The sequence below is a fragment of the Mycobacterium sp. G7A2 genome, assembly GCF_041902445.1.
Lineage (GTDB): Bacteria > Actinomycetota > Actinomycetes > Mycobacteriales > Mycobacteriaceae > Mycobacterium.
The window spans coordinates 3,297,247-3,317,247 of the sequence record NZ_CP169251.1 but is presented as its reverse complement, the minus strand read 5'-3'; the positions used below and the strand labels follow the sequence as shown (position 1 = coordinate 3,317,247).

General features: G+C 67.7%; 17 protein-coding genes. 10 read left to right on the top strand and 7 right to left on the bottom strand.

From position 1 onward, the window contains the following. Nucleotides 1–3 precede the first annotated feature (3 nt). The gene (locus tag ACEWX3_RS15785) at nucleotides 4–141 is read left to right on the top strand and encodes a hypothetical protein (RefSeq protein WP_374157036.1); all 138 of its coding nucleotides are present in this window, start codon (nucleotides 4–6) and stop codon (nucleotides 139–141) included. Nucleotides 142–275: 134 nt separating this feature from the next. On the opposite strand, the gene ACEWX3_RS15780 is transcribed toward ACEWX3_RS15785, so the two are convergent. Next, on the bottom strand, nucleotides 276–560 hold the full coding sequence (locus tag ACEWX3_RS15780; protein WP_221363023.1) for a hypothetical protein: 285 nt from the start codon (nucleotides 558–560) through the stop codon (nucleotides 276–278). A gap of 305 nt (nucleotides 561–865) precedes the next feature. Here ACEWX3_RS15780 and ACEWX3_RS15775 point away from each other — a divergent pair, with 305 nt between their 5' ends. The 6 genes from ACEWX3_RS15775 to ACEWX3_RS15750 all read left to right on the top strand — a co-directional run bounded on the left by ACEWX3_RS15775 (nucleotide 866) and on the right by ACEWX3_RS15750 (nucleotide 10,306). Then, nucleotides 866–1,285 carry an NINE protein gene (locus ACEWX3_RS15775; protein ID WP_221363024.1) on the top strand — a complete coding sequence of 140 codons (420 nt, stop codon included), beginning with the start codon at nucleotides 866–868 and terminating at the stop codon, nucleotides 1,283–1,285. Then, entirely contained in the window at nucleotides 1,275–1,688 is a 414-nt protein-coding gene (locus ACEWX3_RS15770) for a DUF2752 domain-containing protein (RefSeq protein WP_207068675.1), read from the top strand. The genes ACEWX3_RS15775 and ACEWX3_RS15770 overlap by 11 nt, the downstream gene beginning before the upstream one ends. Nucleotides 1,689–1,771: 83 nt before the next feature. Continuing rightward, nucleotides 1,772–6,328, top strand: coding sequence for a glutamate synthase large subunit (gene gltB / locus ACEWX3_RS15765; RefSeq protein ID WP_374157035.1), 4,557 nt, complete (start codon nucleotides 1,772–1,774; stop codon nucleotides 6,326–6,328). Next, complete coding sequence (locus ACEWX3_RS15760; RefSeq protein WP_374157034.1) at nucleotides 6,321–7,829, top strand: glutamate synthase subunit beta; 1,509 nt, start codon at nucleotides 6,321–6,323, stop codon at nucleotides 7,827–7,829. The genes gltB and ACEWX3_RS15760 overlap by 8 nt, the downstream gene beginning before the upstream one ends. 25 nt (nucleotides 7,830–7,854) lie before the next feature. Then, the gene (pyk, locus tag ACEWX3_RS15755; protein ID WP_221363028.1) at nucleotides 7,855–9,273 is read left to right on the top strand and encodes a pyruvate kinase; all 1,419 of its coding nucleotides are present in this window, start codon (nucleotides 7,855–7,857) and stop codon (nucleotides 9,271–9,273) included. A gap of 163 nt (nucleotides 9,274–9,436) precedes the next feature. Next, nucleotides 9,437–10,306: an acyl-CoA thioesterase II gene (locus ACEWX3_RS15750; protein WP_374157033.1), complete on the top strand. Its 870-nt coding sequence runs from the start codon at nucleotides 9,437–9,439 to the stop codon at nucleotides 10,304–10,306. On the opposite strand, the gene ACEWX3_RS15745 is transcribed toward ACEWX3_RS15750, so the two are convergent. The 6 genes from ACEWX3_RS15745 to ACEWX3_RS15720 form a co-directional block, all read right to left on the bottom strand. Further along, nucleotides 10,303–10,809, bottom strand: coding sequence for a DUF4190 domain-containing protein (locus ACEWX3_RS15745; protein WP_221363030.1), 507 nt, complete (start codon nucleotides 10,807–10,809; stop codon nucleotides 10,303–10,305). The genes ACEWX3_RS15750 and ACEWX3_RS15745 overlap by 4 nt on opposite strands. Nucleotides 10,810–10,819: 10 nt before the next feature. Further along, entirely contained in the window at nucleotides 10,820–12,319 is a 1,500-nt protein-coding gene (locus ACEWX3_RS15740; RefSeq protein ID WP_374159872.1) for an ATP-binding cassette domain-containing protein, read from the bottom strand. A gap of 22 nt (nucleotides 12,320–12,341) precedes the next feature. Next, nucleotides 12,342–13,904: a thiol reductant ABC exporter subunit CydD gene (cydD, locus tag ACEWX3_RS15735; RefSeq protein WP_374157032.1), complete on the bottom strand. Its 1,563-nt coding sequence runs from the start codon at nucleotides 13,902–13,904 to the stop codon at nucleotides 12,342–12,344. Nucleotides 13,905–13,957: 53 nt separating this feature from the next. Continuing rightward, on the bottom strand, nucleotides 13,958–15,019 hold the full coding sequence (cydB, locus tag ACEWX3_RS15730) for a cytochrome d ubiquinol oxidase subunit II (protein ID WP_374157031.1): 1,062 nt from the start codon (nucleotides 15,017–15,019) through the stop codon (nucleotides 13,958–13,960). Nucleotides 15,020–15,049: 30 nt separating this feature from the next. Beyond that, entirely contained in the window at nucleotides 15,050–16,498 is a 1,449-nt protein-coding gene (locus ACEWX3_RS15725; RefSeq protein ID WP_374157030.1) for a cytochrome ubiquinol oxidase subunit I, read from the bottom strand. An 83-nt stretch (nucleotides 16,499–16,581) separates the two neighbouring features. Then, nucleotides 16,582–17,175 (bottom strand): HdeD family acid-resistance protein, encoded by a 594-nt coding sequence (locus ACEWX3_RS15720; RefSeq protein WP_221363033.1) that lies wholly within the window; start codon nucleotides 17,173–17,175, stop codon nucleotides 16,582–16,584. Between the two features lie 195 nt (nucleotides 17,176–17,370). On the opposite strand from ACEWX3_RS15720, the gene ACEWX3_RS15715 reads away from it, so the two are divergent. The 3 genes from ACEWX3_RS15715 to ACEWX3_RS15705 are packed head-to-tail and all read left to right on the top strand — an operon-like array spanning nucleotide 17,371 to nucleotide 20,000. After that, nucleotides 17,371–18,288 (top strand): ABC transporter substrate-binding protein, encoded by a 918-nt coding sequence (locus ACEWX3_RS15715; protein WP_207068681.1) that lies wholly within the window; start codon nucleotides 17,371–17,373, stop codon nucleotides 18,286–18,288. A 15-nt stretch (nucleotides 18,289–18,303) separates the two neighbouring features. Then, nucleotides 18,304–19,224: an amino acid ABC transporter permease gene (locus ACEWX3_RS15710; RefSeq protein WP_207068666.1), complete on the top strand. Its 921-nt coding sequence runs from the start codon at nucleotides 18,304–18,306 to the stop codon at nucleotides 19,222–19,224. Then, nucleotides 19,221–20,000 carry an amino acid ABC transporter ATP-binding protein gene (locus ACEWX3_RS15705; RefSeq protein ID WP_163675267.1) on the top strand — a complete coding sequence of 260 codons (780 nt, stop codon included), beginning with the start codon at nucleotides 19,221–19,223 and terminating at the stop codon, nucleotides 19,998–20,000. The genes ACEWX3_RS15710 and ACEWX3_RS15705 overlap by 4 nt, the downstream gene beginning before the upstream one ends. The last annotated feature ends 1 nt before the right edge of the window (nucleotide 20,001 follow it).

The window sequence follows — 20,001 nt, the reverse complement described above, 5'->3', positions numbered from 1 at the left end:
CCCATGGCCGAGCCCCACTTCACCGGCAGCGAGGCGCGGGACTCCTGCCCGCCCCCGATCTACCCCCGCCGTGACAGCCCGGGTGTCCGCGTCGCGATGCTCACGGCGGCGGGGCTGGGCCCCGCCTGCTCGGCGCTTTGATGCCCGCTCATGCCCGCTTTCGATGACGCGATGTACCTGACCGAGGTCAGGTGCGAGTGCGAGTTGTCCCCCCGATCACCGTTGCTCAAGCGCCCGCTCCACAACGCCGCAGAGCGGGCTTTCTGTTGCCAGAGTTAGAAGGTGACGTCGACGTCGCAAATGCGGTAGAAGCTCAGTTCGATGTTGTCCAAGTTCAGTCGTGGATCCTCAGAATCGACCCAGACCGTCCACGAGCCGTCCCGAGAGCACCGCACTTCCACCTGCTGCTTGTCCCACCCCAGCAGCGGTGCGATGAGCTCCGAAAAGATCAGTGTCGGAGTGAGGAGTGTGATCGAGGCCAGCCCGAGCGAGACGACATACTTCCTGCCCTTCGGCAGTGCGAGATACCAGCGCGCGAAGGAATCCCCCCTATTCCCCATGGACATGACAGTAGAACGCGCGGTTGAACTCCACTAGGTGATCTCAACGAAACCGTGCCGGGCTGACGGTCTCTTGGACACGAGGGGCCCGATGGGGGCGCCAGTCGGACATGATTGGCCGTGGACACCTGGACCCCGAACCCTGGTGCGCCGCGAACGCCGCCACCGGCTCGCCGATATGCCCGGCGAGGAAAAGCGCGCTTCGCCGTCAACCCCGAGCGCGTACGCGACTACGAAGCCTGGTCCGCCGACGCCTATGAACCACCACCCTTCTGAGAGCGCGTCGGCTCTGGCATCCTTGAGCCATGACCGAGCCCCACTTCACCGGCAGCGAGGGGAACTCCTACCCACCGCCGCCGCAGCAGTCCGGCTATCCGCCGCCTGGGCAGTACCCGCCGCCGGGCTCCTACCCGCCGCCGATGGGGCAGTACCCGTCGGGATACATGGATCCTGCCGCGCCCTACGGCCGGCATCCCGTGACCGGCGAACCGTTTTCGGACAAATCCAAGGTGGTCGCCGGCCTGCTTCAGCTGATCGGGTTGTTCGGGCTCGTCGGAATCGGCCGCATCTACATGGGCGACACCAAACTCGGCGTCATCCAGCTCGTCGTCGGCTTGATCACCTGCGGCCTGGGCGCCGTCATCTGGGGCATCATCGACGCGGTCCTGATCCTCACCGACAAGGTCCGCGACCCGCAGGGCCGCCCCTTGCGCGATGGCACCTGACGCACCCACCAGAACCTGGACGCGGCCGCTCGCCGTCGTCGGCGGCGGCGCGGCGCTGGTGGGCAGCCTCGCCTATGTCGGCCTGGGCAATCCGCACAGCGCAGACTTCGTCTTCCCGCCCTGTCCCTTCAAGGCGCTCACCGGGTGGAACTGCCCGGCCTGCGGCGGACTCCGGATGACCCATGACCTGTTGCACGGAGACCTGGCGGCGGCGTTCGTCGACAACGCGTTCGTCCTCATCGGCCTGCCGCTGCTGTTGGCGTGGATGATGCTGCGCCGGTACCGCGGACAATCCGCTGCGAACACCCCCGTGTTCGTGGTCGTCATCGTCGCCGCCGTCGCGTGGACCATCGTGCGTAATCTGCCCGGATTCCCGCTGGTCCCGACTGTTCTCACCGGGTGAGCGCCGACGTGCGCTGATACACTCGGTCGACGGGCCGGCGCCGTCCCTGATGTGTTTCTCAGGACTGCGGAGGTGCGCCTTTCATGCTTTTTTCGGCTCTGCCCGAAGCTCAAGGCCTCTACGACCCGGACAACGAATCCGACTCGTGCGGTGTCGCCATGGTCACCGACATCCAGGGCCGACGTTCCCACTCGATCGTCGCCGATGGCCTGACGGCACTCGAGCACCTCGAACACCGCGGAGCGGCGGGTGCCGAACCCAACAGCGGTGACGGCGCCGGCATCCTGATCCAGCTGCCCACCGAACTACTCGCCGCGGTGGTGGACTTTGACCTGCCCGCACCCGCGAAGGACGGTACGAACACCTTTGCCGCGGGCATCTGCTTCCTGCCCCAGGATCTCACCGAACGGGCCGCCGCGTGCCAGATGGTGCAGGACATCGCGGACGAAGAAGGACTGCAGGTCCTCGGCTGGCGTGAGGTGCCCGTCGACCCCGAGGGTGCCGAGGTCGGCCAGACCGCACTGGGATGCATGCCCTACATGTCCCAGCTGTTCGTCGCAGCGCCCGAACGCAACGGAACCCGTTGTGGTGGAATCGATCTCGACCGGCGTGTGTATCCGCTGCGCAAACGTGCCGAGAATCAGGGCGTCTACTTCCCGTCGCTGTCCAGCCGCACCATGGTCTACAAGGGCATGCTCACCACGATGCAACTGCCCCGGTACTTTCCGGATCTGCGGGACGAACGCTGCGTCAGCGCCATCGCCGTCGTCCACAGCCGCTTCTCCACCAACACCTTCCCGTCGTGGCCGCTGGCGCACCCGTTCCGCTTCGTCGCCCACAACGGCGAGATCAACACCGTGCGCGGCAACCGCAACCGCATGCGCGCCCGGGAGGCCATGCTGGCCAGCGCCAAGATCCCCGGCGACCTGAGCAGGCTTTCGCCGATCTGCACACCCGGAGCCTCCGACTCCGCGTCCTTCGACGAGGTTCTCGAGCTGTTGCACCTCGGCGGGCGTGATCTTCCGCACGCCGTGCTGATGATGATTCCCGAAGCCTGGGAGAACAGCTCGACGATGACGCCCGAGGAGCGCGCGTTCTGGCAGTTCCACGGATGTCTGATGGAGCCTTGGGACGGGCCGGCGTGCGTGACGTTCACCGACGGCACGCTGGTCGGCGCGGTGTTGGACCGCAACGGGCTTCGGCCGGGACGGTGGTGGCGCACGATCGACGACCGCATCATCCTGGCCAGCGAGAGTGGAGTGCTCGACGTGCCGTCGTCCCAAGTCGTGGCGAAGGGACGGCTGCAGCCGGGCAAGATGTTCCTCGTCGACACCGCCCGGGGCCGGATCGTCTCCGACGACGAGATCAAAGAGCAGCTGTCCAGCGCCGAGCCCTACGCCGAATGGCTGCACGCCGGGTTGCTGGACCTCAAGACGCTGCCCGAGCCGGCCCGCGTGGCGCCGAACCATGAATCGGTGGTGCGCCGGCAGGTGTCCTTCGGCTACAGCGAAGAAGATCTGCGCATCCTGTTGACCCCGATGGCGGCCTCCGGGGCCGAGCCACTGGGCTCGATGGGCACCGACACCCCGGCCGCCGTGCTCTCGCAGCGCTCGAAGCTGCTCTACGACTACTTCGTCGAACTGTTCGCCCAGGTGACCAATCCGCCCCTGGACGCCATCCGCGAAGAGGTGGTCACCTCGATGGCGCGCATCATGGGGCCCGAGCAGAACCTGCTCGAACCCTCTGCGGCGTCGTGCCGTCAGATCATGCTGGGCTGGCCGGTTCTCGACAACGACGAACTCAACAAGCTCGTCCACATCAACGACTCCGGAGAACACCCCGGCCTGCGCGCGGCGGTGTTGCGCGGCCTCTACGACGTCGAACGCGGCGGCGAGGGCTTGGCCGAGGCGATCGAGGACCTCAGACTCCGTGCCAGCGAGGCGATCGCCAAAGGTGCACGGACGCTGGTCATCTCCGACCGCGACTCCGATCACACCAAGGCGCCGATCCCGTCACTGCTGGCGGTGTCCGCGGTGCACCACCATCTGGTGCGCACCAAAGAGCGCCTCAAGGTGGCGCTGGTCGTCGAAAGCGGTGACGCCCGCGAGGTGCACCACATCGCGATGCTGATCGGTTTCGGTGCCGCCGCGGTGAATCCGTATCTGGCGTTCGAGTCGATCGAAGACCTGATCCGCGAGGGCGAACTGACCGGCATCGAGACCTCGACCGCGGTGCGTAACTACCTCAAGGCTCTCGGCAAGGGCGTGATGAAGGTGATGAGCAAGATGGGCATCTCCACCGTCGCGTCCTACACCGGAGCCCAGGCGTTCGAAGCCGTCGGCATCGACAAGGACGTCATCGACGAGTACTTCACCAAGACGCCCACCCAGCTCGGTGGCATCGGATTGGACGTCATCGCCGAAGAGGTCAAGCTCCGTCACCGCCGGGCCTATCCGGAGAACCCGACCGAGCGGGTGCACCGGCGGCTAGACGTCGGCGGAGACTACGCCTTCCGTCGCGAAGGTGAACTGCACCTGTTCACCCCGGAGGTCGTGTTCCTGCTGCAGCACGCCACCCGCACCGGGCAACACGAGGTTTTCCAGAGGTACTCCGAGGAGGTCAACAGGCTCGCCCGCGAGGGAGGTGCGCTGCGCGGGCTGTTCGATTTCAAGAAGGGTGTGCGCCCGCCGGTGCCGCTGGAGGAGGTCGAATCAGCAGATGCGATCGTCACCCGCTTCAACACCGGCGCGATGAGCTACGGCTCCATCTCTGCCGAGGCCCACGAAACCATGGCAATCGCCATGAACAATCTCGGTGGTCGCTCCAACAGCGGTGAGGGCGGTGAGGACGTCGACCGTCTCTACGACCCCCGGCGGCGCAGCGCCGTCAAACAGGTCGCATCCGGTCGGTTCGGGGTGACCAGCGACTACCTGGTCAATGCCACCGACATCCAGATCAAGATGGCGCAAGGCGCGAAACCCGGTGAAGGGGGCCAGCTTCCGGGCTACAAGGTGTATCCGAACATCGCCAAGACCCGGCATTCCACCCCGGGGGTGGGTCTGATCTCGCCGCCTCCGCACCACGACATCTACTCCATCGAGGATCTCGCCCAGCTGATCCACGATCTCAAGAACGCCAACTCGGATGCCCGCATCCACGTCAAGCTGGTCAGCTCCGTCGGTGTCGGGACAGTCGCCGCCGGCGTGTCGAAGGCGCACGCCGATGTCGTGCTGATCTCCGGCTACGACGGTGGCACCGGCGCGGCGCCGCTGACCAGCCTCAAACACGCCGGCGCGCCGTGGGAGATCGGATTGGCCGACACCCAGCAGACGCTGCTGCTCAACGGGTTGCGCGACCGGATCACCGTGCAATGTGACGGCGGGATGCGCACCGCGCGCGACGTCATGGTGGCGATGCTGCTGGGCGCCGAAGAGTACGGCTTCGCCACTGCGCCGCTGATCGTGTCGGGCTGCATCATGATGCGGGTCTGTCACCTCGACACCTGCCCGGTGGGGGTGGCAACGCAGAACCCCGAGCTGCGGGCGCGGTTCAACGGCAAGCCGGAGTTCGTGGAGAACTACTTCCGGTTCATCGCCGAGGACATCCGCACGCATCTGGCCGAACTCGGTTTCCGCAGCATCGACGAGGCCGTGGGTCACGCCGAGATGCTCGACACCGCCGAGGGAGTCGCCCATTGGAAGAGCAAGGGGCTGGACCTGTCCCGGGTGTTCGCCGTCCCCACCGACCCCTACGGCGGCGCGGAGGCGCAGCGGCGGCGGGTCCGCGATCAGGATCACGGGCTGGACCTCGCGCTGGACCGCACGCTCATCCAGCTCGCCGAGGGCGCTCTCGAGGACGCCCACCCGGTGCGCCTGGAGCTGCCGGTGCGCAACGTCAACCGCACCGTGGGCACGCTGCTGGGCAGCGAGGTCACCCGCCGCTACGGCGCGCAGGGCCTGCCCGACGACACGATCCACGTCACGCTGACCGGATCCGCCGGGCAGTCGATCGGTGCGTTCCTGCCGCCCGGCATCACGCTCGAACTGATCGGCGACGCCAACGACTATGTAGGCAAGGGCCTTTCGGGCGGACGGGTGATCGTCAAGCCGCAGGACGACGTGCTGTTCCTGCCCGAGGACAACGTCATCGCCGGCAACACTCTGCTCTACGGCGCCACGTCGGGTGAGGTGTATCTGCGGGGCCAGGTGGGGGAGCGGTTCGCCGCGCGCAACTCCGGTGCGCTGGCCGTCGTCGAGGGCGTCGGTGACCACGCGTGCGAGTACATGACCGGCGGCCGCGTGGTGGTGCTCGGCAAGGTGGGACGCAACATGGCCGCGGGCATGTCCGGCGGCATCGCCTATGTGCTGGGGCTGGATCCGCGACGGGTCAACACCGCCATGGTGGAACTGCAACGCCTCGACTCCGAGGACCTGGCGTGGCTGCGTGACGTGGTGGGCCGGCACGCCCGCCACACCGGCAGCACGGTCGCGACGTCGGTGCTGTCCGACTGGCCCCGGCGCAGCGCGCAATTCACCAAGGTCATGCCGCTCGACTACCAGCGCGTTCTGGAAGCCACCCGGATGGCCAAGGCCGAGGGCAGGGACGTCGACACCGCGATCATGGAGGCCAGCCGTGGCTGATCCGCATGGATTCCTGGAAGTGCACCGGGTGGACGCGGCCAAGCGTCCCGTCGACGAACGGGTCGGTGACTGGCGCGAGGTCTACGAGCGTCAAGATCCGCATGAACGCGCCGGGGAGGTCTCCCAGCAGGCCCGCCGGTGCATGGACTGCGGAATTCCGTTCTGCCACTCCGGAACAGCGGGTTGTCCGCTGGGCAACCTGATCCCGGAATGGAATGACCTGGTGCGGCGCGGCAGGTGGGATGCCGCCAGCGACCGCCTGCACGCCACCAACAACTTCCCCGAGTTCACCGGCCGGCTCTGTCCGGCCCCGTGCGAGGCCGCGTGTGTGCTGTCGATCTCCGAGGAGCACACCGGCGGCAGCGTGACGATCAAGCGGATCGAACAGACGATCGCCGACCAGGCCTGGATGGACGGCATCGTCGAGCCGCAACCGGCGGCCATCTCCACCGGCAAACGGGTCGCCGTCGTCGGGTCGGGACCGGCGGGGCTGGCCGCGGCCCAGCAGCTGACCCGCGCCGGGCACGACGTCACGGTGTACGAGCGTGACGACCGCATCGGGGGACTGATGCGGTACGGCATCCCGGAGTACAAGCTGGAGAAGTCGGTGCTCAACCAACGGCTGGCCCAGATGCGCGCCGAAGGCACCCGCTTCGTCACCGATTGCGAGGTCGGCGTCGACGTGCCCGTCGAGCAGTTGCGGGCCCAGCACGACGCCGTCGTGCTGGCGGTCGGGGCGCTGTGGGCCCGCGACCACGACGTCGAAGGCCGCGACCTCAACGGGGTGCACCTCGCGATGGAACATCTGGTGCCGGCGAACAAGGAGTGCGAGGGCGACGGACCCAGCGACATCTCGGCCGAGGGCAAACACGTCGTCATCATCGGCGGCGGCGACACCGGCGCGGACTGCCTGGGCACGGCGCACCGGCAGGGCGCCGCGTCGGTCACCCAGCTGGACTACAACCCCGAACCCCCCGAGTACCGCGACGACTCCCGCACCCCGTGGCCGATGTGGCCGATCGTGCTGCGGACCCGTCTCTCCCCGGCGCACGCCGAGGGTGGCGACCGCCGCTACCAGGTCGCGGTGCAGCGCTTCCTCGGTGACGACGAGGGCAATCTGCGGGCCCTGGAGATCGCCGAGGTGAAGGTCGAACGCGACGAGACGGGGCGTCGCCGAATCTCCCCGGTCGGGGACTCGCTGCAGATCCCGTGCGAGCTGGCGCTGCTGGCGATCGGATTCGAAGGCGTCGAGCGGATGGCACTGCTCGACGGCCTGGGCATCGAGCTGAACAAGCGCGGCGCGGTGCCGTGCGGGTCGGACTGGCAGACCGATGCCCCCGGAGTGTTCGTCTGCGGTGACGCGCACCGCGGCGCCTCGCTGATCGTCTGGGCGATCGCGGAGGGGCGCGCCGCCGCCCACGCGGTGGACACCTACCTGATGGGGGAGTCGGATCTCCCCGCGCCGGTCAGGCCCGGTGCGCTCCCGCTGGCCGTCGTCTGAATCGATTCGCGACTATGCTCAACGAGTGACTAGACGCGGAAAGATCGTCTGTACGCTTGGCCCCGCCACCGCCTCGGACGAAGCGGTCAGAAAGCTCGTCGAGTCCGGAATGGACGTCGCCCGGCTCAACTTCAGCCACGGCGACTACCCCGATCACGAAGCCAACTACAAGCGGGTCCGGTCGGCCTCGGACATCACCGGACGCGCCGTGGGAATCCTCGCCGACCTGCAGGGCCCCAAGATCCGGCTGGGCCGGTTCGCCGACGGCCCCACCTACTGGGCCAACGGCGAGACGGTGCGCATCACCGTGGAGGACTTCGAAGGCAACCACGACCGGGTGTCGACGACCTACAAGCGCCTCGCCGAGGACGCCAAGCCCGGGGACCGGGTCCTCGTCGACGACGGCAACGTGAGCCTGGTCGTCGAGCACATCGACGGCAACGACGTGGTCTGCTCGGTCACCGAGGGCGGCAAGGTCAGCAACAACAAGGGCATGTCCCTGCCCGGGATGAGTGTCTCGGCGCCGGCGCTGTCGGAGAAGGACATCGAGGACCTCGAGTTCGCGCTGCGCCTCGGGGTGGATCTGATCGCACTGTCGTTCGTGCGCTCACCTGCTGATGTCGAGCTCGTCCACGAGATCATGGACCGGGTCGGTCGGCGGGTGCCGGTGATCGCCAAGCTGGAGAAGCCGGAGGCCATCGACAACCTCGAGGCCATCGTGCTCGCGTTCGACGCGATCATGGTGGCCCGCGGCGACCTGGGGGTGGAGCTGCCGCTCGAGGAGGTCCCCCTGGTGCAGAAGCGGGCCATCCAGATGGCCCGCGAGAACGCCAAGCCGGTGATCGTGGCCACCCAGATGCTGGAGTCGATGATCGACAACTCCCGCCCGACCCGCGCCGAGGCGTCCGACGTCGCGAACGCCGTACTCGACGGTGCCGACGCGGTGATGCTCTCCGGCGAGACATCGGTGGGCAAGTACCCGTTCGAGACGGTCCGGACGATGGCGCGCATCGTCTGCGCGGTCGAGGAGAACTCGGTGGCCGCTCCACCGCTGACGCATGTCCCGCGCACCAAGCGCGGGGTGATCTCCTACGCCGCCCGTGACATCGGGGAGCGTCTGGACGCCAAGGCGCTGGTGGCGTTCACGCAGTCGGGTGACACGGTGCGCCGGCTGGCCCGGCTGCACACCCCCCTTCCGGTGCTGGCGTTCACCGCGCTGCCCGAGGTACGTAGCCAGCTGGCGCTGACCTGGGGAACCGAGACGTTCATCGTTCCGCACATCGAGACGACGGACGGGATGATTCGGCAGGTCGACCGGTCGATGCTGGAGATGGGCCGCTACAAGCGCGGCGATCTGGTGGTCATCGTCGCGGGTGCTCCACCGGGCACAGTAGGCTCCACGAATCTGATCCACGTCCACCGCATCGGGGAGGACGACGTCTAGGGCAAGAGGACGACGATCAAGCGGCGAGGTACGAGCCGGGTTGAGGAGTCCGACCAGATGGGTACGAGGACGACGATCAAGCGGCGAGGTACGAGCCGCGTTGTGGGGGCACCTCCCGCTTGCGGGGGAGAGTCCGACCAGATAGGAAAGAGGGACTGCGCCAGTGTCGTCAAAGGCCGACTTCGACGAATTGCTGGCGATTCTCGATCTCGAACAGCGTGACGAGAACACCTTTGTTGGTGTTCATCCGAGCAGGAACCCGGTTCGGACGTTCGGCGGCCAGATGATGGCCCAGGCGTTCGTGGCCGCGGGCCGCACCCTGAAGCATGCGGTGCCGCCGAGCGCCATGTCGGTGCACTTCATCGCCGGCGGTGACCCGGACATCGACCTGGAGTTCCACGTCGCGCGGTTGCGCGACGAGCGCCGCTTCGCCAACCGGCGCGTCGACGTCATGCAGAAGGGTCAGCTGATCACCACTGCCATGGTGTCCTACCTGGCGGGTGGCCGCGGACTCGAGCATGGGACGCCGGCGCCCGAACTCGGCGACCCCGAGCACGTGGCACCGCTGGATGAGCTGCTGCGCGGCTACGAGCACGTGGTGCCGCATTTCGTCAACGCGCTGCATCCGATCGAATGGCGCTACACCAACGACCCCGCCTGGGTCATGCGTGACAAGGGCGAGCGTCTCGAGCACAACCGGGTCTGGATGAAGGCGCACGGCGCGATGCCCGACGATCCGGTGCTGCACGCGGCGGCGTTGGTGTATTCGTCGGACACCACCGTGCTGGACTCGATCATCACCACCCACGGGTTGTCGTGGGGGCACGACCGGATCTTCGCGGTCACCACCAACCACACCGTCTGGTTCCACCGCCCGGTGCGCTTCGACGAGTGGGTGTTGTACTCGACGACCTCGCCGGTGGCCGCCGACTCCCGCGGCCTGGGCACCGGCCATTTCTTCGACCGCTCAGGTCAGTTGCTGGCCACCGTGGTGCAGGAAGGCATCGTGAAGTACTTCCCCGGTCGCTCCTAGGGCGTCGGGGTCACCGTGACGGAGAACTGGTCTTCGACGCGCCGGGTGAACTCCTCGGCGCACTCCTGGACGGCCGCCTGGTCGGAGCCGGCGCGGGTGACGCAGTCGATGTAGTCGGTGCCACCGACCGAATCGAACAGGCCGATATAGATCGGGATGAACACCAGCCCGGCGATGATCGCGACGAATCCGAGCGCGATTCCGGCGATCGCCACCCCGCCGTTGTCGGCTTCGCCGCGCTTGACCCGGCCGCGGCCCAGGAAGCCCAGGATGACGGCGACCACGCCGAGGACGATGCCGCCGGCCACCGACCAGCACAGCAGCAACCCGATGATCGCCAGGATCAGCGCCGTGAGGCCGAGGCCGTTCTTCGGCTCGGACGGCGGCGGCCCGGCGTAACCGGAATAGCCGGGGTACCCGGGATACCCGCCGTAGGGCGGCGGTGGTGGTGGATAGCCGCCCGGATACGCACCGTACTGGGGCGGTTGCGGCGGTTCGCTCATGACGGTGAGACTACCTCTCCGGTGCCAGGTCGACGGTCTGACAGCCGACATCTTTGCCCAGGTGATGGGTGGCGACGACCACGGTCCGCTCGGGCCCGAACAGGGCGCCCGGGGTGAGCAGATCGACGAGGATCTGCTCGGCGTCCGAGGAGTCCAGGTGTTCGGTCGGTTCGTCGAGCAGCACCGCAGGCGCGGTCGTGATCAGCGCCCGCGCCAGCAGCAGCCTGCGCCGCTGTCCCGCGGACACCGCCGAGGCACCACCGACGAGCACGGTGTCCAGGCCGTCGGGCAACTCGTTCAGCCACGGCCCGAGCCCGCTACGGACCAGCGCGTCGCGCAGTTCCGTGTCGGTGGCGTCGCCGCGGGCGACCAGCAGGTTGTCCCGGACCGTGGTGGCGAACAGGTGGGCGTCCTCGGCGAAGAACACCCCCTGCGCCGGCTCGGAGCCGGGCAGCAGGCCCGCAGTGCGCATCAGCAGCGTGGTCTTGCCGCTTCCGCTGGGCCCGACAACCGCGACCCGCGCGCCCGGGGACAGCTCGAGTGCGGTCGACGCCGGTCGTCGCTCGTCGTCGGGGTCGGGGCGGGTGAGTGCGCCCAGACGCAGTGCGGCGATACGCGCCCGCATCAGCGCGACCGCCGCGCCGGGTAGCGCCGCGGTGGCTTCGAACGCCGACAACGGGACCAGCATCAGGATCGCCAAGGTCGTCGGGGCGACCACGTCGGAGAGCGCGACGCCGGCGAGCACGGCACCCAGCACGCTGACCCCGATGGCGGCGGTCGGCATCGCGGCGGCGACCGCGGCGGGTGCGGCCGCGTGATCCACGGCCCGTCCCCAGCGGCGCTGTTCGTCGCCGGCGGCCGCGATCACCTCCTCGAGACGACCACTGACCCGAAGCTCGGCTGCGTGCTCGAGCGCGAGCATCGCCGCGGTGTCCCGCTGCGTGTGGTGCTCGACCGCCACCTGCTCGGCGGCCCACGCCGCCCGCGCCGACAGCACGGGGGCGATGACACCTGCGACCAGCATGGAGGCGGCCAGCACTGCCGCGGCGGGCACGGAGATCAGCGCGATGAGCACGACCGCGGAGCTGCAGAGCACCGCGGCGACGCCGATGGGGACCACGGCGCGCACCACGACGTCCGACAGCTCGTCGACGCTGGCGCCGATGCGCGCGACGAGGTCCCCGCTGTGGCGGCGCATGACCGCGTCGATCGGACCGGTGGCCAGCCGGGTGTACAGCTGCTCACGGGCGTTGCCCGCGGCGCGCAGCGCAGTGTCGTGGGAAGCCAGCCGTTCGCAGTACCCGAGCACCCCTCGGGAGATGCCCAGGGCCCGTACCGCGACGACCGCCACCGTCAGCTGCAGCACCGGCGGCATCTGCCAGGCGCGGGTGATCAGCCACGCCGACACCGCCGCCAGCGCGAGCGCGCTGCCCAGCGACAAAGCCCCGAACGCGATGGCCATCGCCACGCGGGGAAGCCGTGGCCGCAGCAACGACAGGGTCAGACGCATCGAGGAGGCCAGACGCAGCGCCTCAGTGTGGGACACCGACACCACCCATGTCGACGATCTGCGCGCCGACCGCCAGGACCGGCTCGCGGTGCCCGACCACCAGCACCGTCGCACCGTGTTCGGCGCGCTCGGCGATGGCGTGCAGCACCCGGGCCTCGGTCGGGCCGTCCAGGTGGGCGGTGGGTTCGTCGAACAGCAGCACCGGCGCGGGGGAGCCGAGCACCCGGGCCAACCCCAGACGTTGACGCTGCCCCAGCGACAATCCCACCCCGCCGCGGCCGATGCGCGTCTGCAACCCGTGCGGCAGGCCGGCCAGCACCTCGTCGAAACACGCTGCCCGACAGGCGGCATCGAGGTCCGGTAGCGGACCGAACAGCTGCAGGTTCTCGCCGACGGTGCCGGGCACCAGCACCGGGCGCTGCGCCAGCCACGCCAGGCGGGACCACCACTGACGCGCGTCGAGGTCCTCGATGTCGGTGCCGTTGATCCGGATCCGTCCGGCCGGCGTCGGGCCCAGCCCCAGGATCGCCTGCAGCAGCGTGGACTTGCCGATGCCGTTGGGTCCGGTGAGCACCGTGACCGCACCGGGCGTGACCGTCATCGTCGGTGTGTCGACCTCGATGGTGACCGCGTCACCGGTGACGGGTGCGCGCCCGGACCCGGATGCCGGCGCCGTGTCGATGAGGTCGAATGCGGCCTGCACCGCGGTCTTTCCGTCCTGGGCGGAGTGGAACGCCGCTCCGACCCGGCGCAACGGCCAGAACACCTCGGGCGCGAGCAGCAGCGCCGTCAGGCCGGCGGTCAACGTCATCTCGCCGTACACCAGTCGCATCCCGACACTGACGGCGACCAGCGCCACCCCGAGGGTGGCCAGCACCTCGAGCACCAGCGCTGACAGGAATGCGATGCGCATGGTGGCCATGGCCGAGCGCCGGTGTGCGGCGTTCAGTTCCGCGATGCGGGCGGTCGACCCGGCGGCGCGGCCCAGCGCCCGCAGGGTGGGCAGCCCGGCGACCAGATCCAGCAGCCGTGACTGCAGCGTCGACATCGCGGCCAGCGCCGCCGCTGAGCGTTCGGCGGTCGCCATCCCGATCAGCACCATGAAGAGCGGGATGAGGGGCAGCGCGACGAGCACGACGACCGCCGACTGCCAGTCGACGACGGCGATCACCGCCGCCGTGACCGGGGTCAGGATCGCCGCGACGAACAGTGCGGGCAGATAGGTGGTGAAGTACACCCGCAGACCGTCGAGTCCACGCGTCACGACGATGGCGGCGTCGTCGCGGTGGCGGGCCAGTTCCCGCGGCGGCATCGCCGTCGCGGCGGTCAGGACCTGGTCGGCCAGGTCGGCGATCACCGCGCTGGCGCCGCGTTGCGCCAGCTTCCCCTGCTGCCACACGGCCAGCGCACGCAGCACCCACAGAGCGGCCAACAGCGTGATCGGCGCGGTCAGGACGGCCAGGTCGCGCGATGCGGGATCGGTGATGACGCGGGCGACGATCCCGGCAAGGACGATTGCCGACGCGATGGTGGTCGCCGCGATCAGCACGCCGCACGCCGTCGTGGCGACCAGAAATCGGCGCATCGCCGCCGAGGCCCGCCACAGCCGCGGGTCTATCGGGGCGCGCGAGGTGTCTGTCAGGACGAACGCCTCGACAGTCCGATCGATTCGGGAATCGACTCGGCGCTGATGCGCTTGCGGAACACCCAGTAGGACCATGCCTGGTAGCCCAGGACCAACGGGAGCAGCGTGAGCGAGGCCCAGCTCATGATCTTCAGGGTGTAGGGGGTCGAGGACCCGTTGAAGATCGTGACGCTCCACTCGGGGTTCAGCGTGGACGGCAGCAGGTTCGGATACAGCGACCCGAAGATCAGCACCGCCACCGAGGCGACGACGAGCACCGTCGAGAAGAACGCCCACCCTTCCCGGCTCTGACTCCACATCAGCGCGACCGCGACCAGCAGGGCGACGACCGCGGCGGCCAGGGCCAGCCAGGTCCAGGATTTGCCGTGGGCCAACTGGGTCCACAGACCGAACCCGCCGGCCAGCGCGATGACCGGCACCGTCAGGATCCGGGCGAACCGGAACGCGTTGTCGCGGATCTCCCCGCTGGTCTTGAGTGCCACGAAGGTCGATCCGTAGAACGCGAACAGCGAGGCGGTGGCCAGCCCACCCAGCAACGTGTAGGGATTCACCACGTCGTACAGCGTCGCCTGGGAAGCGCCGTCGGCGTCGATGGGCAGACCCTGCACCAAGACCGCGAACGCCACCCCCCACAGGATGGCGGGCAGCCATGAGCCCAGGGCGATCCCGATGTCGGCCCAGTCACGCCACTTGGGATCGTCGATCTTGCCCCGCCACTCGATGCCGACGATCCGCACGATCATGCCGAACAGGATGGCGAGCAGCGGCAGGTACAGCGCCGAGAACACGGTGGCGTACCACACCGGGAACGCGGCGAACATCGCCGCGCCTGCGGTGATCAGCCACACCTCGTTGCCGTCCCACACCGGCCCGATCGTGTTCAGCGCAGCCCGGCGGTGCCGTTCGGCGGTGTCGTGGCCACCACCTTCGATGTTCTTGCTGGCGGCCCCGAACGGGATCATCAGCATGCCGACGCCGAAGTCGAATCCCTCCAGGATCAAGAATCCGAGGAACAGCGCCGCTATGAGGAAGAACCACAGTTCCTGTAGTCCCATCAGAATTCACGTCCTCTCAGCACGCGGCGGTCAGTAGGCGAAGGAAAGGGGTGCCACGTCGTCGTCGCTCGGCGACTTCGGTGGTGCCGGCTCGGAGTCGTGTTCCTGCGGCCCTTCGGTGACGTAGCGGCGCATCAGGAAGAACCACACCACCGCCAGCGCGCCGTAGATGGCGGTGAAGGTGATCAGCGAGAACAGCACCATGCCCGCCGAATGTCCGGAGACACCCTCCTGCACCGTCATTCGCACCATCTGGTCACCGGTCGGGTTGGGCACCACGACCCACGGTTGCCGGCCCATCTCGGTGAACACCCAGCCCGCTGAGTTACCCAGGAACGGGGTGGGAATGGTCAGGATGCCGAACAGGCCGAACCAGCGTTGATCGGGGATACGCCCCCTGCGGGTGAGCCACAGGGCTGCCAGCGCGAAGGCCACCGGGATCAACAGGAACCCGATCATGGCGCGAAACGCCCAGTAGGTGACGAACAGGTTCGGCCGGTAGTCGCCGGGACCGAACTTCTCCTGGTAATCCGCCTGCAGGTCGTTGACCCCGTCGAGGGTCACCCCGGTGAACTTGCTCTCGGCCAGGAATGGCAGCACATAGGGCACCTCGATGAGGTGGATGACGCTGTCGCAGTTGTTGTGCGTGCCGACGGTGAGGACGGAGAAGTTCGGATCGGTCTCGGTGTCACACAACGACTCCGCGGATGCCATCTTCATCGGTTGCTGGACGAACATCAGCTTGCCCTGGAAGTCGCCGGTCAGGAAGAGTCCGCCGGCCGCGATCAGCGCCACCAGGCTGCCCATGATGGTCGCCGGGCGGTACATGGAGCGGGCCTCGGCTGTCTTGTGGTCGCGCACCATCAGCCAGGCTGAGACCCCGGCGACGAACACCCCGGCGGTGAGGAAGGACCCGGCGACGACATGCAGGAACGCCCAGATCGCTGTGTTGTTGGTCAACAGCGCCCCGAAGTCGACGAGTTCGGCTCGACCGGTGTCGGGGTTGAACCGGGCGCCGACCGGGTGCTGCATGAACGAGTTGGCGGCGATGATGAAGTAGGCCGAGGCGTTGACGCCGAAGGCGACGATCCAGATGCAGGCGAGGTGCACAGCCCGGGGCAGCCGGCCCCAGCCGAAGATCCACAACCCGATGAAGGTGGATTCGAAGAAGAACGCAATCAGCCCTTCGAAGGCGAGCGGGGCTCCGAAGATGTCGCCGACGAACTTGGAGTACTCGCTCCAGTTCATGCCGAACTGGAACTCCTGGACGATGCCGGTGGCGACGCCGAGCGCGAAGTTGATCAGGAACAGTTTGCCGAAGAACCGCGTCAGCCGGTACCAGGCGGTGTTGCCGGTGATGTGCCACGCGGTCTGCATGGCAGCGATCAGCGGTGCCAGGCCGATCGTCAGCGGGACGAAGATGAAGTGGTAGACCGTGGTGATCCCGAACTGCCACCGCGAGACATCCAACGCGTCCATTCGCCGCTCCCAGGCTGTACTGACCTAATCTACGACACAGTGTAGTAACTATTGGGGCGCTGTGCGCTAGGGACTTCCGGCCCTCATTCGGTCGTGGCGGCGGTGACTTCCTGCCTGAAATCCGTCATTTTCTTGCTCGCGCTGCGGATACCGAAGGCCGAGACCACCTCGAACGCCCCCAGAACGATCAGCCAGATGCCGACCACCTGGGTGAGGATGGCAAGCGACTCGAACGGAACGGCGAGCATGATCACACCGGCGATGAGGCTGATCACCCCGATGAAGATCTCCCAGCCCCGCCCAGGCAGCGTCGGGTCGCTGATCGCGGACACCAGGGTCGCCACGCCGCGGAAGATGAACCCGATCCCGATCCAGATCGCCAGCAGCAGCACCGCATCGCCGAAGTTGATGAAGCACATCACGGCCAACACGAGCGCCGCGGCGCCGCTGATGAACAGCAGTACCCGACCGGCCAGGGAGACCTTCAGGCTGAACGCGAACACCACCTGGGTGATGCCGGCGACCAACAGATATGCCGCGAAGAAGACCGACGCCACGAAGATGCTGATGCCGGGCCACACCAGCACCATGACGCCGAGGATGACGGCAAGAATTCCTGAAAGCAGCACGGTTTTCCACAGATGCTGCAACATGCTTGGGGGAGCACCGGTTTCCATTCGCGCAGTGTGGCACACCCGCTGCGCCGACCCGCCGATTTCGCGTTACCGCTGTGTTGTCTCCACACGGTCGTTAATGTTCCGTTACCGGCGCTGCGCGCCGGGTCATCGGTCGTTAACGTCCTTGGCTGGAGATGACCGGAGAGAACTCCGGTCAAGGCTGACGGCCCGAAGCAGAAAGTAGAGGCAACCGTGTTGTTGGGTGGAATCCAAGAGCGCCGGACGAGGTTCTGGCGCATCGCGGCCGTCTTCGCCGCTAGCGGAGCCCTGGCCCTTTCGGGCTGTTCCAGCAGTACCGACTCCAGCGCACCCGAGTCGCCGACCGAGAGTGTGCAGGCCGAGACAGTCGAAGAGATCGCGAACACCGTGCCCGAGCCCATCAAGTCCTCGGGCAAGCTGATCGTCGGTGTCAACATCCCGTACGCCCCGATGGAGTTCAAGGACCCGCAGGGCCAGATCGTCGGCTTCGACGTCGATCTGATGAATGCGATCGCCGCGACGCTCGGTCTGACGCCGGAGTATCGCGAGGCGGACTTCGCCAAGATCATCCCGTCCATTCAGGGCGGCACCTTCAACGTCGGGATGTCGTCGTTCACCGACAGCAAAGAGCGCGAGGAGCAGGTCGACTTCGTCACCTATTTCTCCGCGGGCACGCTGTGGGCCAAACCGGCCGGCGCCGACATCACGCCCGAGACCGCGTGCGGCAAGCGGGTCGCCGTGCAGGCCACCACCGTCCAGGAGACCGACGAGCTGCCCGCCCGCAGCCGGGAGTGCACCGACGCCGGGCAACCGGCGATCCAGATCGTGCCGTTCGACAGCCAGGACGCCGCGACCAACGCGGTCGTGCTGGGCCAGGCCGACGCGATGTCGGCCGACTCGCCGGTGACGCTGTATGCGATCAAGCAGACCAACGGAAAGCTCGAACAGGCCGGCGAGGTGTTCGACTCGGCTCCCTACGGCTGGCCGGTGGAGAAGGGGTCGCCGTTGGCCCAGTCGCTGCAGCAGGCGCTCGAGCATCTGATCGAGAACGGTCAGTATCGCGAGATCGCGGCGAACTGGGGGCTGGAGGAAGGCCTCATCGACAAGCCGGTGATCAACGGCGCGGTCTCCTGACCGGGGACTGTTCGCATGAGTGATGCGGCTGCGCCGTCGGCCATCGATGCCGTCCCGCTGCGACATCCGTGGCGATGGGTGACGGCGGCCGTCATCCTCGTGGTGGTGGCCCTGTTCCTGTACGGGGCCGCCACCAACCCGGCTTACGGCTGGGCGACGTTCTTCGAGTACCTGTTCAACGAGCGGGTGCTGCTCGGGGTGTTCAACACCATTCAGCTGACCGTCTACTCGATGGTCATCGGCATCGTGCTCGGTGTCGCGCTCACCATCATGCGCATGTCGGGAAACCCGGTGATGAGTGCGGTGGCGTGGGTGTTCCTGTGGGTGTTCCGCGGCACGCCGGTGTACGTGCAGCTGGCGTTCTGGGGTCTGCTGCCGGTGATCTATCAGAACATCCAGCTCGGTGTGCCGTTCGGGCCCACGCTGGTGCAGTTCGACCTGCAGTCGTTCTCGTTCCCGTTCATGCTGGCGGTGCTCGGGCTGGCACTCAACGAGGCCGCCTACATGGCCGAGATCGTGCGCGCCGGGATCACCTCGGTGCCGGAGGGGCAGCTGGAGGCCTCGACGGCGCTGGGCATGTCCTGGTCGCTGGCCATGCGCCGCACCGTGTTGCCGCAGGCGATGCGGGTGATCATCCCGCCGACCGGCAACGAGGTCATCAGCCTGCTCAAGACGACCTCGCTGGTGACCGCGGTGCCGTATGCCTTCGACCTGTACAGCATCGCCACCCGCGAGATCGCCGCGCGGATCTTCCAGCCCGTGCCGCTGCTACTGGTCGCTGCGGTGTGGTACCTGGCGATCACCAGCGTGTTGATGGTGGGACAGTTCTATCTGGAGCGTTACTTCTCTCGCGGCGCGTCGCGGAAGCTGACCACCAAGCAACTTGATGCGCTGGCGTCTGCTCAGGCGGGGCCGACGGAACGGGAGGGGCAATGACGACGCAGGAAGCCGACCGGCCGGTGGTCAAGGCCGAGCTCGTCTGCAAGGACTTCGGGGCGCTGAAGGTGCTCAAGGGCATCACCCTCGAGGTGCAGAAGGGCCAGGTACTGGTGTTGGTGGGTCCGTCGGGCTCGGGAAAGTCGACGTTCCTGCGGTGCATCAACCACCTCGAAACCATCAGCGCGGGAAGGCTGTACGTCGACGGACAGCTGGTGGGTTACCGCGAGCGCGGCGGCAAGCTGCACGAGATGAAACCCGCCGATGTCGCCCGGCAGCGCCGCGATGTGGGCATGGTGTTCCAGCATTTCAACCTGTTTCCGCACCGCACCGCGCTGGGCAACATCGTCGAAGCGCCGGTTCAGGTCAAGGGCGTGAAGAAGGCGCGAGCCCTCGAGCGGGCCCGTGATCTCCTCGATCAGGTCGGCTTGGCGGACAAGGCCGAGGCCTATCCCGCACAGCTCTCCGGCGGGCAGCAGCAGCGAGTCGCGATCGCCCGCGCACTGGCGATGGATCCGAAGCTGATGCTGTTCGACGAGCCGACCTCGGCGCTGGATCCCGAACTCGTCGGCGAGGTGCTGGCGGTGATGAAGAAGCTCGCCTCCGAGGGCATGACCATGGTGGTGGTCACCCACGAGATGGGTTTCGCGCGCGAGGTCGCCGACGAGCTGGCGTTCATGGACGGCGGGGTGGTCGTCGAGCGCGGCAACCCGCGCGAGGTGATGGCCAACCCTCAGCACGAACGGACGAAAGCGTTTCTCTCCAAGGTGATGTAGC

Excerpts from the sequence above, each read along its gene's own strand:
- ACEWX3_RS15725 (WP_374157030.1), bottom strand. The coding sequence starts at position 16,498 with ATGGACGCGTTGGATGTCTCGCGGTGGCAGTTCGGGATCACCACGGTC.
- ACEWX3_RS15775 (WP_221363024.1), top strand. The coding sequence starts at position 866 with ATGACCGAGCCCCACTTCACCGGCAGCGAGGGGAACTCCTACCCACCG.
- ACEWX3_RS15740 (WP_374159872.1), bottom strand. The coding sequence starts at position 12,319 with ATGCGTCTGACCCTGTCGTTGCTGCGGCCACGGCTTCCCCGCGTGGCG.
- gltB (WP_374157035.1), top strand. The coding sequence starts at position 1,772 with ATGCTTTTTTCGGCTCTGCCCGAAGCTCAAGGCCTCTACGACCCGGAC.
- ACEWX3_RS15770 (WP_207068675.1), top strand. The coding sequence starts at position 1,275 with ATGGCACCTGACGCACCCACCAGAACCTGGACGCGGCCGCTCGCCGTC.
- ACEWX3_RS15785 (WP_374157036.1), top strand. The coding sequence starts at position 4 with ATGGCCGAGCCCCACTTCACCGGCAGCGAGGCGCGGGACTCCTGCCCG.
- ACEWX3_RS15710 (WP_207068666.1), top strand. The coding sequence starts at position 18,304 with ATGAGTGATGCGGCTGCGCCGTCGGCCATCGATGCCGTCCCGCTGCGA.
- cydD (WP_374157032.1), bottom strand. The coding sequence starts at position 13,904 with ATGCGCCGATTTCTGGTCGCCACGACGGCGTGCGGCGTGCTGATCGCG.
- ACEWX3_RS15705 (WP_163675267.1), top strand. The coding sequence starts at position 19,221 with ATGACGACGCAGGAAGCCGACCGGCCGGTGGTCAAGGCCGAGCTCGTC.
- cydB (WP_374157031.1), bottom strand. The coding sequence starts at position 15,019 with ATGGGACTACAGGAACTGTGGTTCTTCCTCATAGCGGCGCTGTTCCTC.
- ACEWX3_RS15745 (WP_221363030.1), bottom strand. The coding sequence starts at position 10,809 with ATGAGCGAACCGCCGCAACCGCCCCAGTACGGTGCGTATCCGGGCGGC.
- ACEWX3_RS15720 (WP_221363033.1), bottom strand. The coding sequence starts at position 17,175 with ATGGAAACCGGTGCTCCCCCAAGCATGTTGCAGCATCTGTGGAAAACC.
- ACEWX3_RS15780 (WP_221363023.1), bottom strand. The coding sequence starts at position 560 with ATGGGGAATAGGGGGGATTCCTTCGCGCGCTGGTATCTCGCACTGCCG.